Origin of the sequence: Paraburkholderia sp. GAS199 (genome assembly GCF_050436585.1) — a bacterium.
Taxonomy (GTDB): Bacteria; Pseudomonadota; Gammaproteobacteria; order Burkholderiales; family Burkholderiaceae; genus Paraburkholderia.
In genome coordinates, this window is record NZ_JBNDMM010000002.1 from 752,409 (window position 1) to 768,818 (window position 16,410).

At 63.4% G+C, this 16,410-nt stretch carries 14 protein-coding genes; 9 read left to right on the forward strand and 5 right to left on the reverse strand.

Annotation, left to right across the window (positions count from 1 at the left end):
• Window positions 1-137 precede the first annotated feature (137 nt).
• Genes P3T18_RS09480 through P3T18_RS09500 form a run of 5 tightly spaced genes read left to right on the forward strand, consistent with a single transcriptional unit; the run spans window position 138 to window position 3,273 of the window.
• Window positions 138-1,064: a hydroxymethylglutaryl-CoA lyase gene (locus tag P3T18_RS09480; RefSeq protein WP_429299654.1), complete on the forward strand. Its 927-nt coding sequence runs from the start codon at window positions 138-140 to the stop codon at window positions 1,062-1,064.
• Between the two features lie 50 nt (window positions 1,065-1,114).
• Window positions 1,115-1,636 (forward strand): YbaK/EbsC family protein, encoded by a 522-nt coding sequence (locus tag P3T18_RS09485; protein ID WP_429299655.1) that lies wholly within the window; start codon window positions 1,115-1,117, stop codon window positions 1,634-1,636.
• A gap of 4 nt (window positions 1,637-1,640) precedes the next feature.
• Window positions 1,641-1,895, forward strand: coding sequence for a DUF1289 domain-containing protein (locus P3T18_RS09490; RefSeq protein WP_429299656.1), 255 nt, complete (start codon window positions 1,641-1,643; stop codon window positions 1,893-1,895).
• A complete protein-coding gene (locus tag P3T18_RS09495; RefSeq protein ID WP_429299657.1) occupies window positions 1,892-2,356 on the forward strand; it encodes a MaoC family dehydratase in 465 nt (154 codons plus the stop codon). The genes P3T18_RS09490 and P3T18_RS09495 overlap by 4 nt, the downstream gene beginning before the upstream one ends.
• Window positions 2,353-3,273 (forward strand): MBL fold metallo-hydrolase, encoded by a 921-nt coding sequence (locus P3T18_RS09500; protein WP_429299658.1) that lies wholly within the window; start codon window positions 2,353-2,355, stop codon window positions 3,271-3,273. The genes P3T18_RS09495 and P3T18_RS09500 overlap by 4 nt, the downstream gene beginning before the upstream one ends.
• A 272-nt stretch (window positions 3,274-3,545) precedes the next feature.
• On the opposite strand, the gene P3T18_RS09505 is transcribed toward P3T18_RS09500, so the two are convergent.
• Window positions 3,546-4,436, reverse strand: coding sequence for an alpha/beta fold hydrolase (locus tag P3T18_RS09505; protein ID WP_429299659.1), 891 nt, complete (start codon window positions 4,434-4,436; stop codon window positions 3,546-3,548).
• Between the two features lie 305 nt (window positions 4,437-4,741).
• Between P3T18_RS09505 and P3T18_RS09510 the strand changes: the two genes are divergently transcribed.
• Window positions 4,742-5,701, forward strand: coding sequence for an NAD(P)H-dependent flavin oxidoreductase (locus P3T18_RS09510; protein WP_429299660.1), 960 nt, complete (start codon window positions 4,742-4,744; stop codon window positions 5,699-5,701).
• A 99-nt stretch (window positions 5,702-5,800) separates the two neighbouring features.
• On the opposite strand, the gene icmF is transcribed toward P3T18_RS09510, so the two are convergent.
• The 4 genes from icmF to P3T18_RS09530 all read right to left on the reverse strand — a co-directional run bounded on the left by icmF (window position 5,801) and on the right by P3T18_RS09530 (window position 12,631).
• On the reverse strand, window positions 5,801-9,139 hold the full coding sequence (gene icmF, locus P3T18_RS09515; protein WP_429299661.1) for a fused isobutyryl-CoA mutase/GTPase IcmF: 3,339 nt from the start codon (window positions 9,137-9,139) through the stop codon (window positions 5,801-5,803).
• Between the two features lie 75 nt (window positions 9,140-9,214).
• Window positions 9,215-10,162: a LysR family transcriptional regulator gene (locus tag P3T18_RS09520; RefSeq protein WP_429299662.1), complete on the reverse strand. Its 948-nt coding sequence runs from the start codon at window positions 10,160-10,162 to the stop codon at window positions 9,215-9,217.
• 235 nt (window positions 10,163-10,397) lie between these two features.
• Window positions 10,398-11,483: a porin gene (locus tag P3T18_RS09525; protein ID WP_429299663.1), complete on the reverse strand. Its 1,086-nt coding sequence runs from the start codon at window positions 11,481-11,483 to the stop codon at window positions 10,398-10,400.
• Window positions 11,484-12,046: 563 nt separating this feature from the next.
• A complete protein-coding gene (locus P3T18_RS09530; RefSeq protein WP_429299664.1) occupies window positions 12,047-12,631 on the reverse strand; it encodes a hypothetical protein in 585 nt (194 codons plus the stop codon).
• Window positions 12,632-12,642: 11 nt separating this feature from the next.
• Here P3T18_RS09530 and P3T18_RS09535 point away from each other — a divergent pair, with 11 nt between their 5' ends.
• From P3T18_RS09535 to P3T18_RS09545, 3 genes are all read left to right on the forward strand, one after another.
• Window positions 12,643-12,942, forward strand: a complete 300-nt coding sequence (locus P3T18_RS09535; RefSeq protein ID WP_429299665.1) for a hypothetical protein — start codon at window positions 12,643-12,645, stop codon at window positions 12,940-12,942.
• 266 nt (window positions 12,943-13,208) lie between these two features.
• Entirely contained in the window at window positions 13,209-14,237 is a 1,029-nt protein-coding gene (locus P3T18_RS09540; protein WP_429299666.1) for a bile acid:sodium symporter family protein, read from the forward strand.
• A 243-nt stretch (window positions 14,238-14,480) separates the two neighbouring features.
• A complete protein-coding gene (locus P3T18_RS09545) occupies window positions 14,481-16,343 on the forward strand; it encodes an EAL domain-containing protein (protein ID WP_429299667.1) in 1,863 nt (620 codons plus the stop codon).
• Window positions 16,344-16,410 lie beyond the last annotated feature (67 nt).

A 16,410-nucleotide genomic window follows, 5' to 3' on the forward strand; every position in this document is an offset into this window, starting at 1 on the left:
ACGCGACGGTGAAAGCCGCGCGAGAATGTCGAACACCGTTGTCGAACGCCGTTGTCGAATACCATTGAACCATGCTGAAGCATCGAACCGAAGAATCGAACTGAAAAGCGCCGCCTCGCGCGGCAGGAGACATGATCATGGCCTTGCCCCAACAAGTGAAGATCGTCGAAGTCGGTCCGCGTGACGGACTGCAGAACGAGAAGGAATTCGTCGCCACCGCGATCAAGATCGAACTGATCGACCGGTTGTCCGCAGCGGGCTTCCGCAACGTCGAATCGGCGTCGTTCGTCTCGCCGAAGTGGGTGCCGCAGATGGCCGACGGCGCCGACGTGATGAACGGCATCGCGCGCCGTCCGGGCACGATCTACTCGGTGCTCACGCCGAACCTGCGCGGTTTTGAAGGCGCGCTCGCCGCACGCGCGGACGAGATCGTGATTTTCGGCGCAGCGAGCGAAGCGTTTTCGCAGAAAAACATCAACTGCAGCATTGCGGAGAGCATCGACCGCTTCGCGCCGGTTGCGCAGGCAGCCAAGGACAACGGCGTGCGCATTCGCGGCAGCGTCTCGTGCGCGCTCGGCTGCCCATATCAGGGCGAAGTGCCGGTGGCGTCGGTGGTGGACGTGGTGCAACGCTTCGCGGCGCTCGGCTGCGACGAGATCGATATCGCCGATACGATCGGCGTCGGCACACCGAAGCGCACGCGCGAAGTGTTCGAAGCCGTGACCCGCGTGTTCCCGCGCGAGCGTCTGTCGGGCCACTTCCACGATACCTACGGTCAGGCGCTGGCAAACATTTACGCCGCCTTGCAGGAAGGCATCGAGATCTATCATGCGTCGGTGGCGGGCCTCGGCGGCTGTCCTTATGCGAAAGGCGCGACCGGCAATGTCGCGACCGAAGACGTGCTGTATCTGATGAACGGCCTCGGCATCGACACCGGCATCGACCTCGCGCAAGTCGTCGAGATCGGCGATTTCATCTCGACCGCGATCGGCCGCCCGAACGTGTCGCGCGCCGGCAAGGCGCTGCTCGCCAAGGCGCGCAGCGAAGCGGCCAACTGCGTCTGACGCGTCATGTCGAACCCCGCATCACTTTGCCATTACTCAGGACCCGAACGATGACGGACCACGCTTCTCTCGATTCCGACGATCTCGCCGCGCTGCCCGACTCGGCGCGCCGCGTTGCGCTGCTGCTGCGCGAACGCGGTCACGCCGGCCGGATCGTCATGTTGCCGGAAACCGGCAAGACTTCCGCCGAAGCGGCCGCCGGACTCGGCTGCTCGGTCGCGCAGATCGCCAAGTCGATCCTGTTCCGCCGTCGTGAAGACGATGCGCCGGTGCTGGTGGTCGCGAGCGGCGCGAATCGCGTCGACGAAAAGAAAGTGGCCGCGCAGGTCGGCGAGATCGGCCGCGCGGACGCGAAGTTCGTCCGCGAGAAAACGGGCTATGCGATCGGCGGTGTGTGTCCGATCGGTCACGCGGTCGAGCCTGTCACGCTGATCGACGCCGATCTGCTGGAACTCGACAGCCTGTGGGCCGCCGCCGGTCATCCGCATGCGGTGTTCAACCTGACCGCGCAGGAACTGGTGACGCTGACGAACGCGCCGGTGGTGGACGTGGCATTGCGCGAGCCGGCCTGACACCATGACAGCCGGGCTCGCCAACGACGAAGACGAGGCTGCCGTGCCGTCGCCGTGCATCAGCGTCTGCAGGATGGATGCGGCGACCGGCTGGTGCGAGGGATGTCTGCGCACCATCGACGAAATCGCCGGCTGGTCGTCATTCGACGACGAAGCGAAGCGCGCCGTCTGGGACGCGATCGAAAGCCGTCACGCGGAATTCATGGCGAATCAGGCGAGACTGGCTGAACAGATGCACGTGACAAAGGAGCGGCCATGACGAGCGCGCCGCGCATCGTAACCCTGGGCGAAACGTTCAGCTCCACGCTGGCGCTATCGGCGGATTCGGTCAAGACGTTCGCCACGCTCGTCAACGATTTCAACCCGCTCCATCACGACGACGCCTACGCCGCGCAGAGCCGTTTCGGCGGTCTGATCGCGTCCGGCACGCAGCCCACGGCGCATTTCATGGCGCTGCTGGCGACGCATTTTTCGACCTACGCGCAGCCGCTCGGGCTCGAGTTCGATATCAAGCTGAAGAAGGCGGTTCGCGCAGACGACACGCTCACCTTCACCTGGCGTGTGCGCGACGCGTACTGGAAGTCGAGTCTGAACGGCGACCTGACGCATCTCGACGGCCATGCGGTGAACCAGCGCGGCGAGATCATGCTCACCGGCGCCTCGACCATTCTCGTCATGCCGAAGGCCGAAGCAGCGGCATCGTCGGCGGGTACGTCATGATCGCGCTGCCCGCGTCGATGCGCGTCTTCGAACGCGGCTGGCTCTCGTCGAACAACGTGCTGCTGATCGACGAGCATTGCGCCGCGCTCGTCGATACCGGCTATGCAACCCACGCGCCGCAAACCCGCGCGCTGGTGCAGCAGTCGCTGGGCGCGCGGCCGCTCGATCTGATCGTCAACACGCATCTGCACTCGGACCATTGCGGCGGCAACGCGCTGCTGCAAGCCACATGGCCGTGCCGCACCGCCATTCCCGCCTCCGAAGCCGACGCGGTCCGCAACTGGGACGAAGCACGTCTGACGTTTCGCGTCACCGGCCAGACTTGCGAGCGCTTCGGCTTCAGCGAAACCATCGCGCCCGGCGCGAGTTTGCGGCTCGGCGCGCTCGACTGGGAAGTGCTCGGCGCGCCCGGTCACGATCCGCATTCGCTGATGCTCTATTGCGCGCACGAACGCATCCTGATCAGCGCCGACGCGCTATGGGAAAACGGCTTTGGCGTCATTTTTCCCGAGCTGGAAGGGGAAAGCGGCTTCGCCGAAGAGCAGGCCGTGCTCGAAGCCATTGCGAAGCTCGACGTACGCGTCGTGATTCCCGGTCATGGTGCGCCCTTCACGAAGATCGACGAGGCACTCGAACGCGCGTTTTCACGCCTTGCCTGGCTGCGCGCCGACCCGGCGCGCAATGCGAAGAATGCGTTGAAAGTGTTGATCGTGTTCAAGCTGCTGGAAGTGCGCTCGATGAGCTTCGACACGCTGCTGAAGATGCTCGACGACGCTGCCGTGATGGGCGCAGCGGCGGCGATGCTCAAGCCGCGCGACGAATGGCGTGCGCTGCTGCAAGGAATCGTGGAAGAACTAGCGGCGAAGAACGGTCCGCTCGCGATCGACGGAGCGCGTGTCGTGGCGCGTCAAGGGTAAGACGCGCGCGCTGCCTGGTTGAGCCGCCGCGCAAAAACCGTCGCCACAAAAAGAAAGCCGCTCGACCATCGAGGCGAGCGGCGGAAATTCTGTCGGACGTGATCAGCGTCAGAGTGGATGATACGCGTGCCTGTTTTTTGATCGCATCGGTGATTTCCCTACAGAAGCATGACGCCGCCTTTTAAAGCCGCATACACGCACGCTTTGATCCGTCCATATGACTAATCGACCGGTTCGGTTGCTCCGGAATCCGTAGCATTCGCGAGTCGCAATTATTGCTCGACCGCTTCGAAGAAAGACAGCATCTCGGCAACCAGTTCGTCGGGGGCTTCTTCTGGAATGTAATGGCCGCACGACAGCGCGCGCCCGCTCACGTCACGCGCGACATGACGCCATTCCGCCAGCGCGTCGAAGCATTTTTCGATCACCCCTTTGTCGCCCCACAGCACGCGCAGCGGACAGCCGATCTTGTGACCGCGCTCGATGTCCGCACGGTCGTGCTCCAGATCGATGCTCGCCGACGCACGATAGTCCTCGCACATCGCATGCACGGCGCCGGGTTGCGCGAGCGCGCTGCGATAGGCGTCGAGCGACTTCGGTGCGAACGGCGCAAGACCCGCATGACGGCTGCCCATCACCGCATCCACGTAGGCTGACGGATTGGCGCCGATCAGCGTTTCGGGCAGCGGCTCGGGCTGGATCAGGAAGAACCAGTGGAAATAGTGCGTGGCGAAGGTGCGGTCGGTGGCTTCGTACATCGCCAGCGTCGGCGCGATGTCCAGCAGCATGAGACGCTCGACCGCGTCGGCGTGGTCGAGCGCCATGCGGTGCGCGACACGTGCGCCGCGATCGTGCGCGCAAACCAGAAACCGTTCGAAGCCGAAGTGACGCATGACCGCGACCTGATCGGCGGCCATGGTGCGCTTCGAATACGGCGTGTGGGCGGCGTCGCTGGGCGGCTTGCCCGATGCGCCATAGCCGCGCAGGTCGGTGGCGATGACGGTGAAATGTTCGGCGAGTTGCGCCGCGCACCGTTCCCAGATCAAGTGGCTCTGCGGATGACCGTGCAGCAGCAGAAGCGGCGGTCCTGATCCGCCCTTTACTCCGAAAATGTCGACGTCGCCCGCGGCGACGCGAAAGGGCGTGAAATCCTCGAAGGCCATGGCGCGTCTCTTGTCGTTTGGAAGACAACGCATTGTAGGAGCCCAATGTGTCGACGCGGGGTGGGTTAGCCCACGCAAGCATAGAACCTGAACACTCCTTCCAACTGTTCTAAACGAACTCGACGGCGCGGTTCGTGGGCATCGCCTATAATCGAACGATCGTTCTTAAATTTGCTGCGGTGCAACGGTTGGCGCATGCTTGAGGTCTGTCCGATCCCACGCAGCGCGAGCCGCGTGCCGCTAAACTCACGAATCAGCCGGACGCCCAAGGCGCTATCGGCCCGATCAATCAGGAGACTTGCACCATGGCATTGCCCGCCGTCCTGCAGAACCTTGCGCTGCCCGTCGTCGCTTCGCCGATGTTCATCGTCAGCTATCCCGAACTCGTGTTGGCTCAATGTAAGGCCGGTATCGTCGGCTCGTTCCCGGCGCTCAATGCGCGCCCGGCCGAGTTGCTCGACGAATGGCTCACGCAGCTTCAGGCGCAACTCGCCGAACACAAAGCCGCCAATCCCGACGCCGTGATCGGGCCGATCGCCGTCAACCAGATCGTCCATCAGTCGAATACGCGGCTCGAACACGACGTGCGCGTGTGCGTCGAGCACAAGGTACCGATCTTCATCACGAGCCTGCGCGCGCCGGCTCGCGAGATCGTGGACGCGGTGCACAGCTACGGCGGCATCGTGCTGCACGACGTCATCAATCTGCGTCATGCGCAGAAGGCGCTTGAAGCGGGCGTGGATGGCCTGATCCTGGTGGCGTCCGGTGCCGGCGGCCACGCCGGTACGACCTCGCCGTTCGCGCTGGTCGGCGAAGTGCGCCGCATGTTCGACGGCCCGATCGTGCTGTCGGGCTCGATCGCCAACGGCGGCTCGATCCTCGCCGCGCAGGCCATGGGCGCCGACCTCGCCTACATGGGCACGCGTTTCATCGCGACCAAAGAAGCGCATGCCGTGGACAGCTACAAGCAGGCCATCGTCAATTCCACGGCGTCGGACATCATCTACACGAACCTGTTCACCGGTGTGCACGGCAACTATATCCGCGAGAGCATCGTGAATGCCGGACTCGATCCGGACGCCTTGCCGCAATCGGACAAGACCGCGATGAACTTCGGCAACGACAAGGCCAAGGCGTGGAAAGACATCTGGGGCGCAGGCCAGGGCGTGGGTCTGATGGACGACGTGCCGAGCGTCGGTGAACTGGTGCAGCGTCTGTCGAAGGAATACGACGACGCGAAGCAGCGGCTCGGGATCGCGCGCTAACCGCGCTGGCGTGCTGAACGCGCCGCGTGGCCTGTTACGGAAGCGCGGCGCGTATTGACGTCACAAGCCGGCTTCAGAAGCGACCTTCAGAAGCCGCGCTCACATATTGCGGCGGTACTGTCCGCCCACTTCGAACAACGCGTGCGTGATCTGCCCGATCGAGCAGACGCGCACCGCATCCATCAGCACGGCAAAAACGTTCTCGTCGTCGATCACGGCGCGCTTCAGGCGGTCGAGCGCGGCCGGCGCGGCGTCGCCGTGTTGCGCCTGGAATTCGCGCAGTCGCTGCAACTGACTCTGCTTTTCCGCTTCCGTGGAACGCGCCAGCGCGATCGGCTGCGGCGCGTCGTGAGGATGCGCGCTCAAAAACGTATTCACGCCGACAATCGGATACGAACCATCGTGCTTGCGATGTTCGTACAGCATCGACTCGTCCTGAATGCGCCCACGCTGATAGCCGGTTTCCATTGCGCCCAGCACGCCGCCTCGTTCGGTGAGTCGCTCGAACTCGGCGAGCACGGCTTCCTCCACCAGATCGGTGAGTTCCTCGATCACGAAGCTGCCCTGGTTCGGATTCTGATTCTTCGCGAGACCCCACTCACGGTTGATGATCAACTGGATGGCCACGGCGCGGCGAACCGAGTCTTCCGTGGGCGTCGTGATTGCTTCGTCGAATGCGTTGGTGTGCAGCGAATTGCAGTTGTCGTAGATGGCGATCAGCGCCTGCAAGGTGGTGCGAATATCGTTGAAGTCGATTTCCTGCGCATGCAGACTGCGGCCCGATGTCTGCACGTGATACTTCAGCTTCTGGCTGCGCTCGTTCGCGCCGTAGCGTTCGCGCATCGCAATAGCCCAGATGCGGCGCGCAACCCGGCCTAGCACCGTGTATTCGGGGTCCATGCCGTTCGAAAAGAAAAACGACAGGTTGGGCGCGAAGTCGTCGATCGACATGCCGCGCGCGAGATAGGCCTCGACATACGTGAAACCGTTGGCGAGCGTGTAGGCCAGTTGCGAAATCGGATTCGCGCCGGCCTCGGCAATGTGATAGCCGGAAATCGACACCGAATAGAAATTGCGGACACCGTGCTCCACGAAGTACGCCTGAATATCGCCCATGACTTTCAGACTGAACTCGGTGGAGAAAATGCACGTGTTCTGGCCTTGATCCTCTTTCAGGATATCGGCCTGCACCGTGCCGCGCACGTTTTCCAGCGCGGTACGGCGGGCTGCGTCGAGTTCTTCGCCGGTCAACTCGCGGCCATACCGTTCACGCGACCGTTCGATCTGCTGATCGATGGCGACGTTGAAGAACATGGCGAGGATGGTCGGCGCGGGTCCGTTGATGGTCATCGAGACCGAGGTTTCCGGCGCGCACAAATCGAAGCCATCGTAGAGCGCTCTCATATCGTCGAGCGTTGCCACCGAGACGCCGGAGTTACCGACTTTGCCGTAGATGTCGGGACGCTCGTGAGGTTCTTCACCGTAGAGCGTAACGGAGTCGAACGCCGTTGAAAGACGTTTGGCCGGCATGCCTTCGGAGAGCAGCTTGAAACGGCGATTGGTGCGAAACGGGTCGCCCTCGCCCGCGAACATGCGCGTCGGGTCTTCGTTTTCGCGACGAAACGGAAACACGCCCGCGGTGAACGGAAAATAGCCGGGCAGATTGTCGAGCATCAACCAGCGCAGGATTTCACCGTGGTCCACGAAGCGAGGTAGCGACACTTTGCGAATCGGCAAGCCGGACAGCGTGGTGACGGTGAGCGTCGTGCGGATCTCACGGTCACGCACGCGGGTGACGTGCTCGTCGCCGGCGTAGGCTGCGACGGTCTGCGGCCATGCGTCGAGCAGCCCGCGTTCACGCTCGCCGAGAGCAACGTCGCGTTGGGTGATGAGCGAATCGAGATCGGGCTGTGCGTGATTCGCGCCGCCGTTCGCCTCGGCCAGCAGGCGGCGCGCTTCCACGAGTTGCCAGCGCTCGCGCGCGATCCGCGCCTGAGCGTCGGCGCGCTCGCGATAATCGTGGATGGTCAGCGCGACATCCGCCAGATAGCGCACGCGCGAAGGCGGCACGATCGCGTTCCGGCCGCTCGAAAAACGCAGCTGGTGAAATACCGGCAAACGGCCGCCGCCGTCACGCAAACCACGCGCGCGCAAAGCCGCCGCGATGGGCTGATATAGGGCGCTCACGCCGTCGTCGTTAAAACGTGAAGCAATCGTGCCGAACACGGGCATCGTCTCGGGCGCCTGGCCGAAGTCGCCGCGATTGCGCTGCACCTGCTTCGCCACGTCGCGCAACGCATCTGGCGCGCCTTTGCGGTCGAACTTGTTGATCGCGACGAAGCTGGCGAAATCGAGCATGTCGATCTTCTCCAACTGGCTCGCCGCGCCGAACTCCGGCGTCATCACGTAAAGCGTTTCGTCGACGAACGGCACGATGGCCGCATCGCCCTGCCCGATGCCCGACGTCTCGACCACGATCAGGTCGAACGCCGCCGCTTTGCACGCGGTCAGCACGTCGGCGAGAGATTCCGTGATTTCGCTCGACGCGTCGCGCGTCGCCATCGAGCGCATGTAGACGCGCTCCCCGTTACCCCAGTCTCCGATCGCATTCATGCGGATGCGGTCGCCGAGCAACGCGCCGCCCGATTTGCGGCGCGACGGATCGATCGCCAGCACGGCAATCGAAAGCGCGTCGCCGTAATCGAGCCGGAAACGCCGGATCAGTTCGTCGGTCAGCGAGGACTTGCCCGCGCCGCCCGTGCCGGTGATACCGAGAACGGGAACCCGCACGGTGCGCGCCTGCGCGACGAGCCTCTCCTGCTCGCGCGGATCGACGCGCTTCGCCTCGATTGCGCTGACGAGTTGCGCGAGACGGCGAAATGCCAGCGGCGGATCGGACTGCGTGAGCCCCGGCTTCAGCAGCTCGGCCACCCACGCGCTCTCCGACGCTTCGTGCGCCGCCGCCGCAAGACGAGCCTCTTCGGCGCAGCGCGCAATCATGTCGTCGATCATGCCTTGCAGACCGAGGCGCTGGCCGTCTTGCGGCGAGTAGATTTTTTCGACGCCGTAGCGTTCGAGTTCGGCAATTTCCTCGGGGACGATCACCCCGCCGCCGCCGCCGAATACCTTGATGCGCTCGCCGCCGCGTTCGCGCAGAAGATCGACGAGATAGCGGAAGTATTCGTTGTGGCCGCCCTGATAGCTCGACACGGCGACGCCGTCGGCGTCTTCCTGCAGTGCGGCGGTGGCGACCTCGGCGACCGAGCGGTTGTGGCCCAGGTGGATCACCTCGACCCCGCTCGCCTGGAGAATGCGCCGCATGATGTTGATCGACGCATCGTGGCCGTCGAACAGCGCGGCCGCTGTGACGAAACGCAGGCGCCGGCCCGCCGGCAGCTCGTGGCTGCCGGCGCGCTGCGGCGTGGACAGATCGGTCATGTCTCCCCCAGATCGTTACGCGTATGGGTGCTGGCAACCAGTATAGCGAAACGGGGTGCGACGAACTTGCGGTGCCTAACGCGCGGGGAGCGCCTTAGCCAGCGCCTTGATCTGTTCGAGCGACGGCCACAGCGATTCGTTGGCGAAGCGGTCGGCAAAGAAGTCGACGAACGAGCGCACCTTGGCCGACAGATGGCGGCGGCTCGCATAGACCACGTGGATCGGCAACTCGCGCGGCGGCACTTCGTCGACCAGCAGCGGCACCAGACGGCCGGTGGCGAGGTCGTCGCCGATCACTTCGGTGCCGAGCATGGCAATGCCCGCGCCCTGCAGCACGATGACCCGCTGCGCTTCCAGATGGTTGACGATCAGATTGCCGGACAGACGCACGCGCGGCGTGGCGTCGCCCGCGGCGGCGATGTCGAGCGTCGAGACGCCTGCGTATTGCAGATAGTTGTGACGCGCGAGGTCGGCGACCGTCTTCGGCGTGCCGTGGCGGCGCAGGTACTCGGGCGAGGCGCATAGCACCAGATGCGCGGTCGCGATCTGGCGGGCAATCAGCGAAGACGACTTCAGGCCGCCCGGCGAGGCGCGGATCGCGACGTCGAAGCCTTCGTCGATCAACTCCACGACGCGATCGGACAGCGTCATATCGACGGTGACCTGCGGATACTGCGCGGCGTAGTCGGCCACCGCCGCCATCACGTGACTCAACCCAAACGCCGACAACGACGACACCCGCAAGCGCCCTTGTGGCACCACGCTCGCCGCGCCGACCACCTGCTCGGCCTCTTCCAGCTCGGTCAACACCTGCGAGAGACGCTCGTAGTATTCGCGGCCCGCCTCGGTGGGCGCGACTCGCCGTGTGGTCCGATTCAACAGCCGCGCACCGAGTTGCTGCTCCAGATGCATGACGTGCTTGCTCGCCATCGCCGCCGACATCTCCATGCGTTCGGCCGCGCCGACGAAGCTGCCGACTTCGACCACGTGGCGGAACACTTTCATGCTGACGAGGGTGTCCATCTCAATCACTCGCTTCAGGAATTAATCCGCGTCATTTTGCCGGGTTTATCAAAAACTGGTGCGCAAATCCCCTATTTGCGAGTTGTGTGAGCGAGTTGCGCGGTGGCTGGCGCCCCGGCGCTGACGCTCAAAACGACAAAGCCCGCCTTCTTCGCAGAAGGCGGGCTTTGCCGGTCAGACCTGTTCGGGCGCGCCGCCTGCTCGAAAGCCGGCGGCGCGTCGCGATAGAAGCCGCTTAGAACTTCACGCGCAGACCTGCGCCATACGTGTTGCCGCTCGACTGGCTCGAAATCTTGTCGTACATGTACGCAGCGTAGACGTCCGTGCGCTTCGAGAGCGGATAGTCGTAGCCGAGTGCTGCCGTCTGACGGGTCTGGTCGAAGCCGCCGCCGTCACGCGAGTACGCGTACGAGGCCATCACCGTGCCCGGGCCGAACGGAATCGACGCGCCGCCCTGCGCCGTGTTGACGTGCCAGCTCGTGATCTGCTGGTCATTGTACGTGTACATGTACTGGCCGAAGAACTTCACGAACTTCAGGTCGTACGACAGACCGACTTGCGCGACGCTCTGGCTCTTCAGACCCGGCACGCCCGACGTGCCGAAGCTGCCGAGGTCGCCCGGCGTGTTGTTGAAGTTCACGTACTGATACACGGCCGTTGCCGCGAACGGGCCGTGGAAGTACAGCACCTGGCCGCTCCACTTCTTCGCGCCGTTCTGCGTCGTGTTGCCGAGTGCGTACATCACGTTAGCCGACAGGCCGTTGAAGTTCGGCGACGAGTACTGCACCGCGTTGCTCCAGCCGGAGTCGCCGGTCACGCCCTGATCGGTCGAGTAGGTCGGGAACGTGCCGAGGCCGAGGTACGTGTGCCACACCATCGGCGAGAATTCGTACGAGTCGATGAACGGGTTGAACAGAATCGTCGACACGAACAGCGGCGTCGTCAGACGGCCGGCCGTGACCGTACCGTACGGCGATTCGACACCGACGTACGCGTTACGCGAAAACATCGTGTCGCCCGTGAAGCGGCCGTACTGACCGTTTTGCGCCAGGAAGAAGCCTTCTAACGCGAAGATCGCCTTGTAGCCGTTACCCAGATCTTCGGCCCCCTTCAAACCCCAGTAAGACGTCGACATGCCGCCGCCGGACACCTGAACCGCGGTCTTGCCGCCCGGGAATTTCTGCGCGCCGACCCATTCGTCGACCTGACCGTACAGTTGCACGCTCGACTGCGCAAAAGCGGACGATGCACTGGCCAGCAAAGCGGCGCACGCGGTTGCCTTAAGGGTGGTCTTCAGCGCACCGCTGATGCTTGTTTTCATGGGTTCTCCTGTCTTTGTCAAAAAGGGTGTGGCTGTGCGAAAGGGGGAGCTCGCGCGAACCATTAGTTGTTGTCCGTTCGGTGATCGAGCCAATCTGGGCGGGACCATCTTTGCGGACCATTTTTATGAACAAAAATATCGCTGGTTATTGCGGGTATATCGGTCTGATTAGTTTTGTCGCTTATCGGCCTGATAAAGCACGGTCCAGGTGACGAATCATTGCGCCGCCGCGACTCGCACGGTTGGGCGCAAAGCGGTGCTGATCCACGCCTGCCCGGCTGATAACGGTTCAGATGACATGCGGATGACGCACCGCCGCATAAACGACCAAATTTGACGACGGGAGGCGGTCTCGTGCCGAGTGTTTTTCAAAAAAGTGTGGTGTCGAAACGTCACATTGACGAAGACATGGAGAGGCCGAAGACGCGCGCAGCCCCGGCTAAGCCGATTGAAAGCCGGAAACGGGCTGCCGGTGTGAGGGAATGATGCTGTTAGAGGCTTCAGTCGAACCGGCGAGGAATGGTCGCCGGTTGATCGTGTGGAATGCGGATGTGGCTGGCTGCCTAGTTACGATAAGGCGAGCCGTCGGGCTGACGCGGATCGTCGACCTGACGCTGCATGGCGCGCGACGCGCCGCGCTCTTCGTTGTAGCGGGCGACGTCGGCGCGAATCGAGCCGGTGCGAACCGGCGCGTTGGGCGGCGGCCGCGGCACGGAACGCGATTCGGCGCTCACGGGCTGGATGGCACCCGCGTATTGCATGCCGCCGCGAGTCTCGTTGGCATAGCCAGGTGTCGGCGCGATGCGACGCGCACCGCCGTTGTAGGCCCCAAAGCCGTTGCCGTAGTTGCCGGCGGCAAAGCCGGCCCCGGCGTTCTGCTGCGGTCGGGACATAGCGCGAGCGGACTCGGGATAGCTGTTGTTGCGTGCGGGACGTGCCGCGACGCCGTAAGACGGAGCGCCATTGCGAGCAGCACCGCGAAACGCGTAGCCCGAGCCTTGATAACCGCCGGGTGCGCCACGAGTGAAGCCGCCGCCATGACCGCCACCGCCGTGCGGCATGCCAGGCGCTTTGGCATGGGCGAACGAGCACAGCGCGGCGATAACCGCGCCCAACGCCCAATGCTTCGTTCTCGACAACACGTCCACCCGTGACTCACATGCCCGAAGACCTGCCTGAAACCCACCGTTCGAGCTGCGATGGATTTGTTCTGGAAGCGGCGCACACACCGCGATCGATTCGCGAAGCGGGCCGTCCCGATGGCTTGTGGACAGTAATTTATGGGTGTGCGCAAAAGGTGTCGAGCCAAAAAGTGTTAGGCCTCAAGCGCTGTTGTAACACCTTGTTACTGCGACGTTTTTCCGCGACAGAGACCTTGCGCGGAAGTCTCGAAAACGCTTGGCTGACGGGCTTCTCAAGGGCATTTTGGAAGCCGTTGAAGTATGACGAAAGCCTCTAACTTTTTCGCCTCGATTGTTAAATCGTTAGTGGACCAAAACAGGGGTGTCACCAATACTTGAAGGTGACATGCCGCATGCTTGCTCGAACGATGCCCCTAGCGCATTGCGCCTGTTTTGATGCACGATGTTCATTAATCAATTCGGCAAATGAATTTGCTTTTTCAATCGCTTTTCAACAACAATAGCCGTCTTGCATAGACTTGCGCACGCGCCGTGGCGCGCGCGTTGTTTGCTCCGCCCGCATCACCGAAACGAGATTTCTGACATGGCTCGCCCGAAACTGCTTCCCGACAATTTCACCTTGTGCCTCGTCGGCACCGTGATCCTTGCCAGCCTGCTGCCGGTACACGGACAGGCGGCCGTCGGGTTCAACTGGGTGACGAACATTGCCGTGGGCCTGCTGTTCTTCCTGCACGGCGCCAAGCTGTCACGCGAAGCGATTGTTGCGGGGGCGACGCACTGGCGTCTGCATCTTGTAGTGCTGCTCAGCACGTTCGCGCTGTTTCCACTGCTCGGACTCGCGCTTAAGCCGCTCCTTTCGCCACTTGTCACGCCGGCGCTCTACGCGGGGGTCCTCTTCCTCTGCACGCTGCCCTCGACGGTCCAGTCGTCGATCGCGTTTACTTCCATCGCCAAAGGCAATGTGCCGGCTGCCGTATGCAGTGCGTCGGCTTCGAGCCTGCTCGGCATCTTCATCACGCCCGCGCTCGTCAGTCTCGTCGTCACCAATCAGGCGGCGAGCGGCGGCGCCTCGCCGTGGCATACGGTCGGCAACATCGTTCTGCAACTGCTGGTGCCGTTCGTGGCCGGCCAGTTGCTGCGCCCCGTGATCGGGAAGTGGATCGAGCGCAATCGCGGCGTGCTGAAGTTCGTCGACCAGGGCTCGATCCTGCTCGTGGTGTACGGCGCGTTCAGCGAGGCCGTCAACGAAGGTTTGTGGCATCAGATTCCCTTGTCGGCACTCGGCGGCCTGGTGCTGATCAGCGCGGTGCTGCTGGCGCTCGCGCTGGGCATCACGATTTTCGTGAGCAAGCGGCTCGGCTTCAATCGCGCGGACCAGATCACGATCATCTTCTGCGGCTCCAAGAAGAGCCTCGCCGCCGGCGTGCCGATGGCCAAGGTGATCTTTGCCTCGCACGCGGTGGGCGCCGTGGTCTTGCCGCTCATGCTGTTTCACCAGATCCAGCTGATGGTGTGTGCCGCGCTCGCGCAGCGCTGGGGCGCTCGCGACATGAGCGGCGAAACCCGCGCGGCTTCGCGCGAGCGGGCCGCCGCCGCCGTTGCCCGCCGTTGAATACGCGCGCAATGCAAACAGGACATTCATAAGCGCCCTCCAGAGCGTGATTCGAAGAAAGCCGCCTCGTGCGGCTTTTTTGTTATTTCACGCGCAAAGGCCCGTGCTGTCGCCTCGGCCGGATGTCATAGGACGACTCTCAAGCCGTGAGCACCATGACGGTGCAAGGCGTCATTAAAAATTCACTTAATTTCAAGGTAGGCCGGCCGATATGTCGAAGGTCGATCGCTACGCCTACCTGCCATGCAACCTAGCTCGCCCTCCCGACCCGCCGCGCCGCGCATCGAGGAGTTGATCGCCCGGCGCGATCTTTCCGCCGTGTTCCAGCCGATCATCGATTTCGACGACGGCGCCATCCTCGGCTACGAAGGACTGATTCGCGGCCCCGCAGGGACGTCGCTGGAATCGCCGTACGCCCTGTTTTCGCAGGCGCTCGCCGAGGGCTGCGGCATCGCGCTCGAACGCGCCGCCGCGCGCACCTGCATCGAGGCATTCGCGAAGCTGGGTTGCGAAGGCAAGCTGTTCCTCAACTTCAGCGCGGGCGCGATCCGCCAGTTGGCCGATGCGCGTGACGACATCCTCTCGCTGCTGCGCCACTGCAATGTCGACCCGCAACGGATCGTGATCGAGTTGACCGAGCAAAGCGCGATTCCCGACGTCGCCAGCTTCCTGCCGGTCATTTCGATGCTGCGCACGACCGGCGCGCAATTCGCGCTCGACGACTACGGCACCGCGAACGCCAGCATGAATCTGTGGGTGCGTTTGCAACCGGACGTGGTGAAGATCGACCGTTATTTCATCCACGACATTGCCAGCGATCCGCTCAAGTTCGAAGCCGTGCGCGCGATGCAGCACTTCGCGAGCGCAAGCGGCGCGCGGCTGGTTGCCGAGGGCATCGAGAACGAAGCCGATCTGATCGTGGTGCGCGATATGGGCATCGGTTGCGGCCAGGGCTATTTCTTCGGCCGACCGGACGCGCATCCACCGCGGCAAGTCACCGACGACGCTCGCGACGCCTTGCGCGCCGGCCACATCGCCGTGTTCCCGGAAAGCACGCGCACCGTGAACAGCGCGTCGCCGTCGGGCGGCATGGCGTCGGAGAAAATGCTGGTACACGCGCCCGCCTTGCCGCGCCGCGCCACCAACAACGACGTGCTCGACCTGTTCAACCGCCTGCCCGAATTGCACGCCGTTGCCGTAGTCGAAGACGACGTGCCGGTCGCGCTGATCAACCGGCGCAGTTTCATGGACCGCTACGCGCTGCCGTATCACCGCGAGCTGTTCGGCAAGCGGCCGTGTCTGCAGTTTGCGAACGCGTCGCCGGTGATCATCGAGAAATCGATGACGGTCGAGCAGATGGCGAAACTGCTCGCCAGCGACGACCAGCGCTACCTCGCCGACGGCTTCGTCATCACCGACAACGGCAAGTACGCCGGCCTCGGCACCGGCGAGAACCTGGTGCGCGCGGTGACGGAAGTACGCATCGAAGCCGCGCGCTACGCCAATCCGCTGACCTTCCTGCCGGGCAACATTCCCATCAGTTCACACATTGCGCGCCTGCTCGGCAACGACGCCGGCTTCTACGCGTGCTACGTCGATCTGAATCACTTCAAGCCCTTCAACGACGAGTACGGTTACTGGCAAGGCGACGAAGTGCTGAAGTTCGCCGCGGTCGTGCTGGCCGACGTGTGCGACCCGACCCGCGACTTCCTCGGGCATGTCGGCGGCGACGATTTCATGATCCTGTTCCAGAGCGACGACTGGCGCGAACGTGTGCTGCGCGCCATCCACGTGTTCAACGAAGGCGCGCAGCGTTTCTACGCGCCGGCCGACCGTCTGGCAGGCGGCATTCATGGCGAGGACCGCCGCGGCAATCCGACCTTCTTCGGTTTCGTGACGATGGCAATCGGCTGCGTGCGAGTCGAACCGGACGGCGGCCCGTCGCTTTACAGCAGCGAAGAGATCGCCTCGGTGGCGGCGCTCGCCAAGCGGCGCGCAAAGCACGAAACGAGCGGCTTCGTGCTGATCGACGCGGACGAAAGCGTGGCGTTGCTGCGCGGCCAGACGGAAGCCGCCGATCTGCCGTTGGCCGACATCATGCCCTGAACCGGCCCTAACGGCGATTTGTTTAGCATTTTTACTAAACAACATAATTCACGCTTTACGTAATCTA

What these genes read in the sequence shown, in the direction of transcription:
- P3T18_RS09510 (WP_429299660.1), top strand. Translation starts at nt 4,742, where the DNA reads ATGGCATTGCCCGCCGTCCTGCAGAACCTTGCGCTGCCCGTCGTCGCT.
- P3T18_RS09480 (WP_429299654.1), top strand. Translation starts at nt 138, where the DNA reads ATGGCCTTGCCCCAACAAGTGAAGATCGTCGAAGTCGGTCCGCGTGAC.
- P3T18_RS09535 (WP_429299665.1), top strand. Translation starts at nt 12,643, where the DNA reads ATGCCCGAAGACCTGCCTGAAACCCACCGTTCGAGCTGCGATGGATTT.
- P3T18_RS09495 (WP_429299657.1), top strand. Translation starts at nt 1,892, where the DNA reads ATGACGAGCGCGCCGCGCATCGTAACCCTGGGCGAAACGTTCAGCTCC.
- P3T18_RS09520 (WP_429299662.1), bottom strand. Translation starts at nt 10,162, where the DNA reads ATGGACACCCTCGTCAGCATGAAAGTGTTCCGCCACGTGGTCGAAGTC.
- P3T18_RS09505 (WP_429299659.1), bottom strand. Translation starts at nt 4,436, where the DNA reads ATGGCCTTCGAGGATTTCACGCCCTTTCGCGTCGCCGCGGGCGACGTC.
- P3T18_RS09500 (WP_429299658.1), top strand. Translation starts at nt 2,353, where the DNA reads ATGATCGCGCTGCCCGCGTCGATGCGCGTCTTCGAACGCGGCTGGCTC.
- P3T18_RS09490 (WP_429299656.1), top strand. Translation starts at nt 1,641, where the DNA reads ATGACAGCCGGGCTCGCCAACGACGAAGACGAGGCTGCCGTGCCGTCG.
- P3T18_RS09540 (WP_429299666.1), top strand. Translation starts at nt 13,209, where the DNA reads ATGGCTCGCCCGAAACTGCTTCCCGACAATTTCACCTTGTGCCTCGTC.
- P3T18_RS09545 (WP_429299667.1), top strand. Translation starts at nt 14,481, where the DNA reads ATGCAACCTAGCTCGCCCTCCCGACCCGCCGCGCCGCGCATCGAGGAG.
- P3T18_RS09525 (WP_429299663.1), bottom strand. Translation starts at nt 11,483, where the DNA reads ATGAAAACAAGCATCAGCGGTGCGCTGAAGACCACCCTTAAGGCAACC.
- P3T18_RS09485 (WP_429299655.1), top strand. Translation starts at nt 1,115, where the DNA reads ATGACGGACCACGCTTCTCTCGATTCCGACGATCTCGCCGCGCTGCCC.
- icmF (WP_429299661.1), bottom strand. Translation starts at nt 9,139, where the DNA reads ATGACCGATCTGTCCACGCCGCAGCGCGCCGGCAGCCACGAGCTGCCG.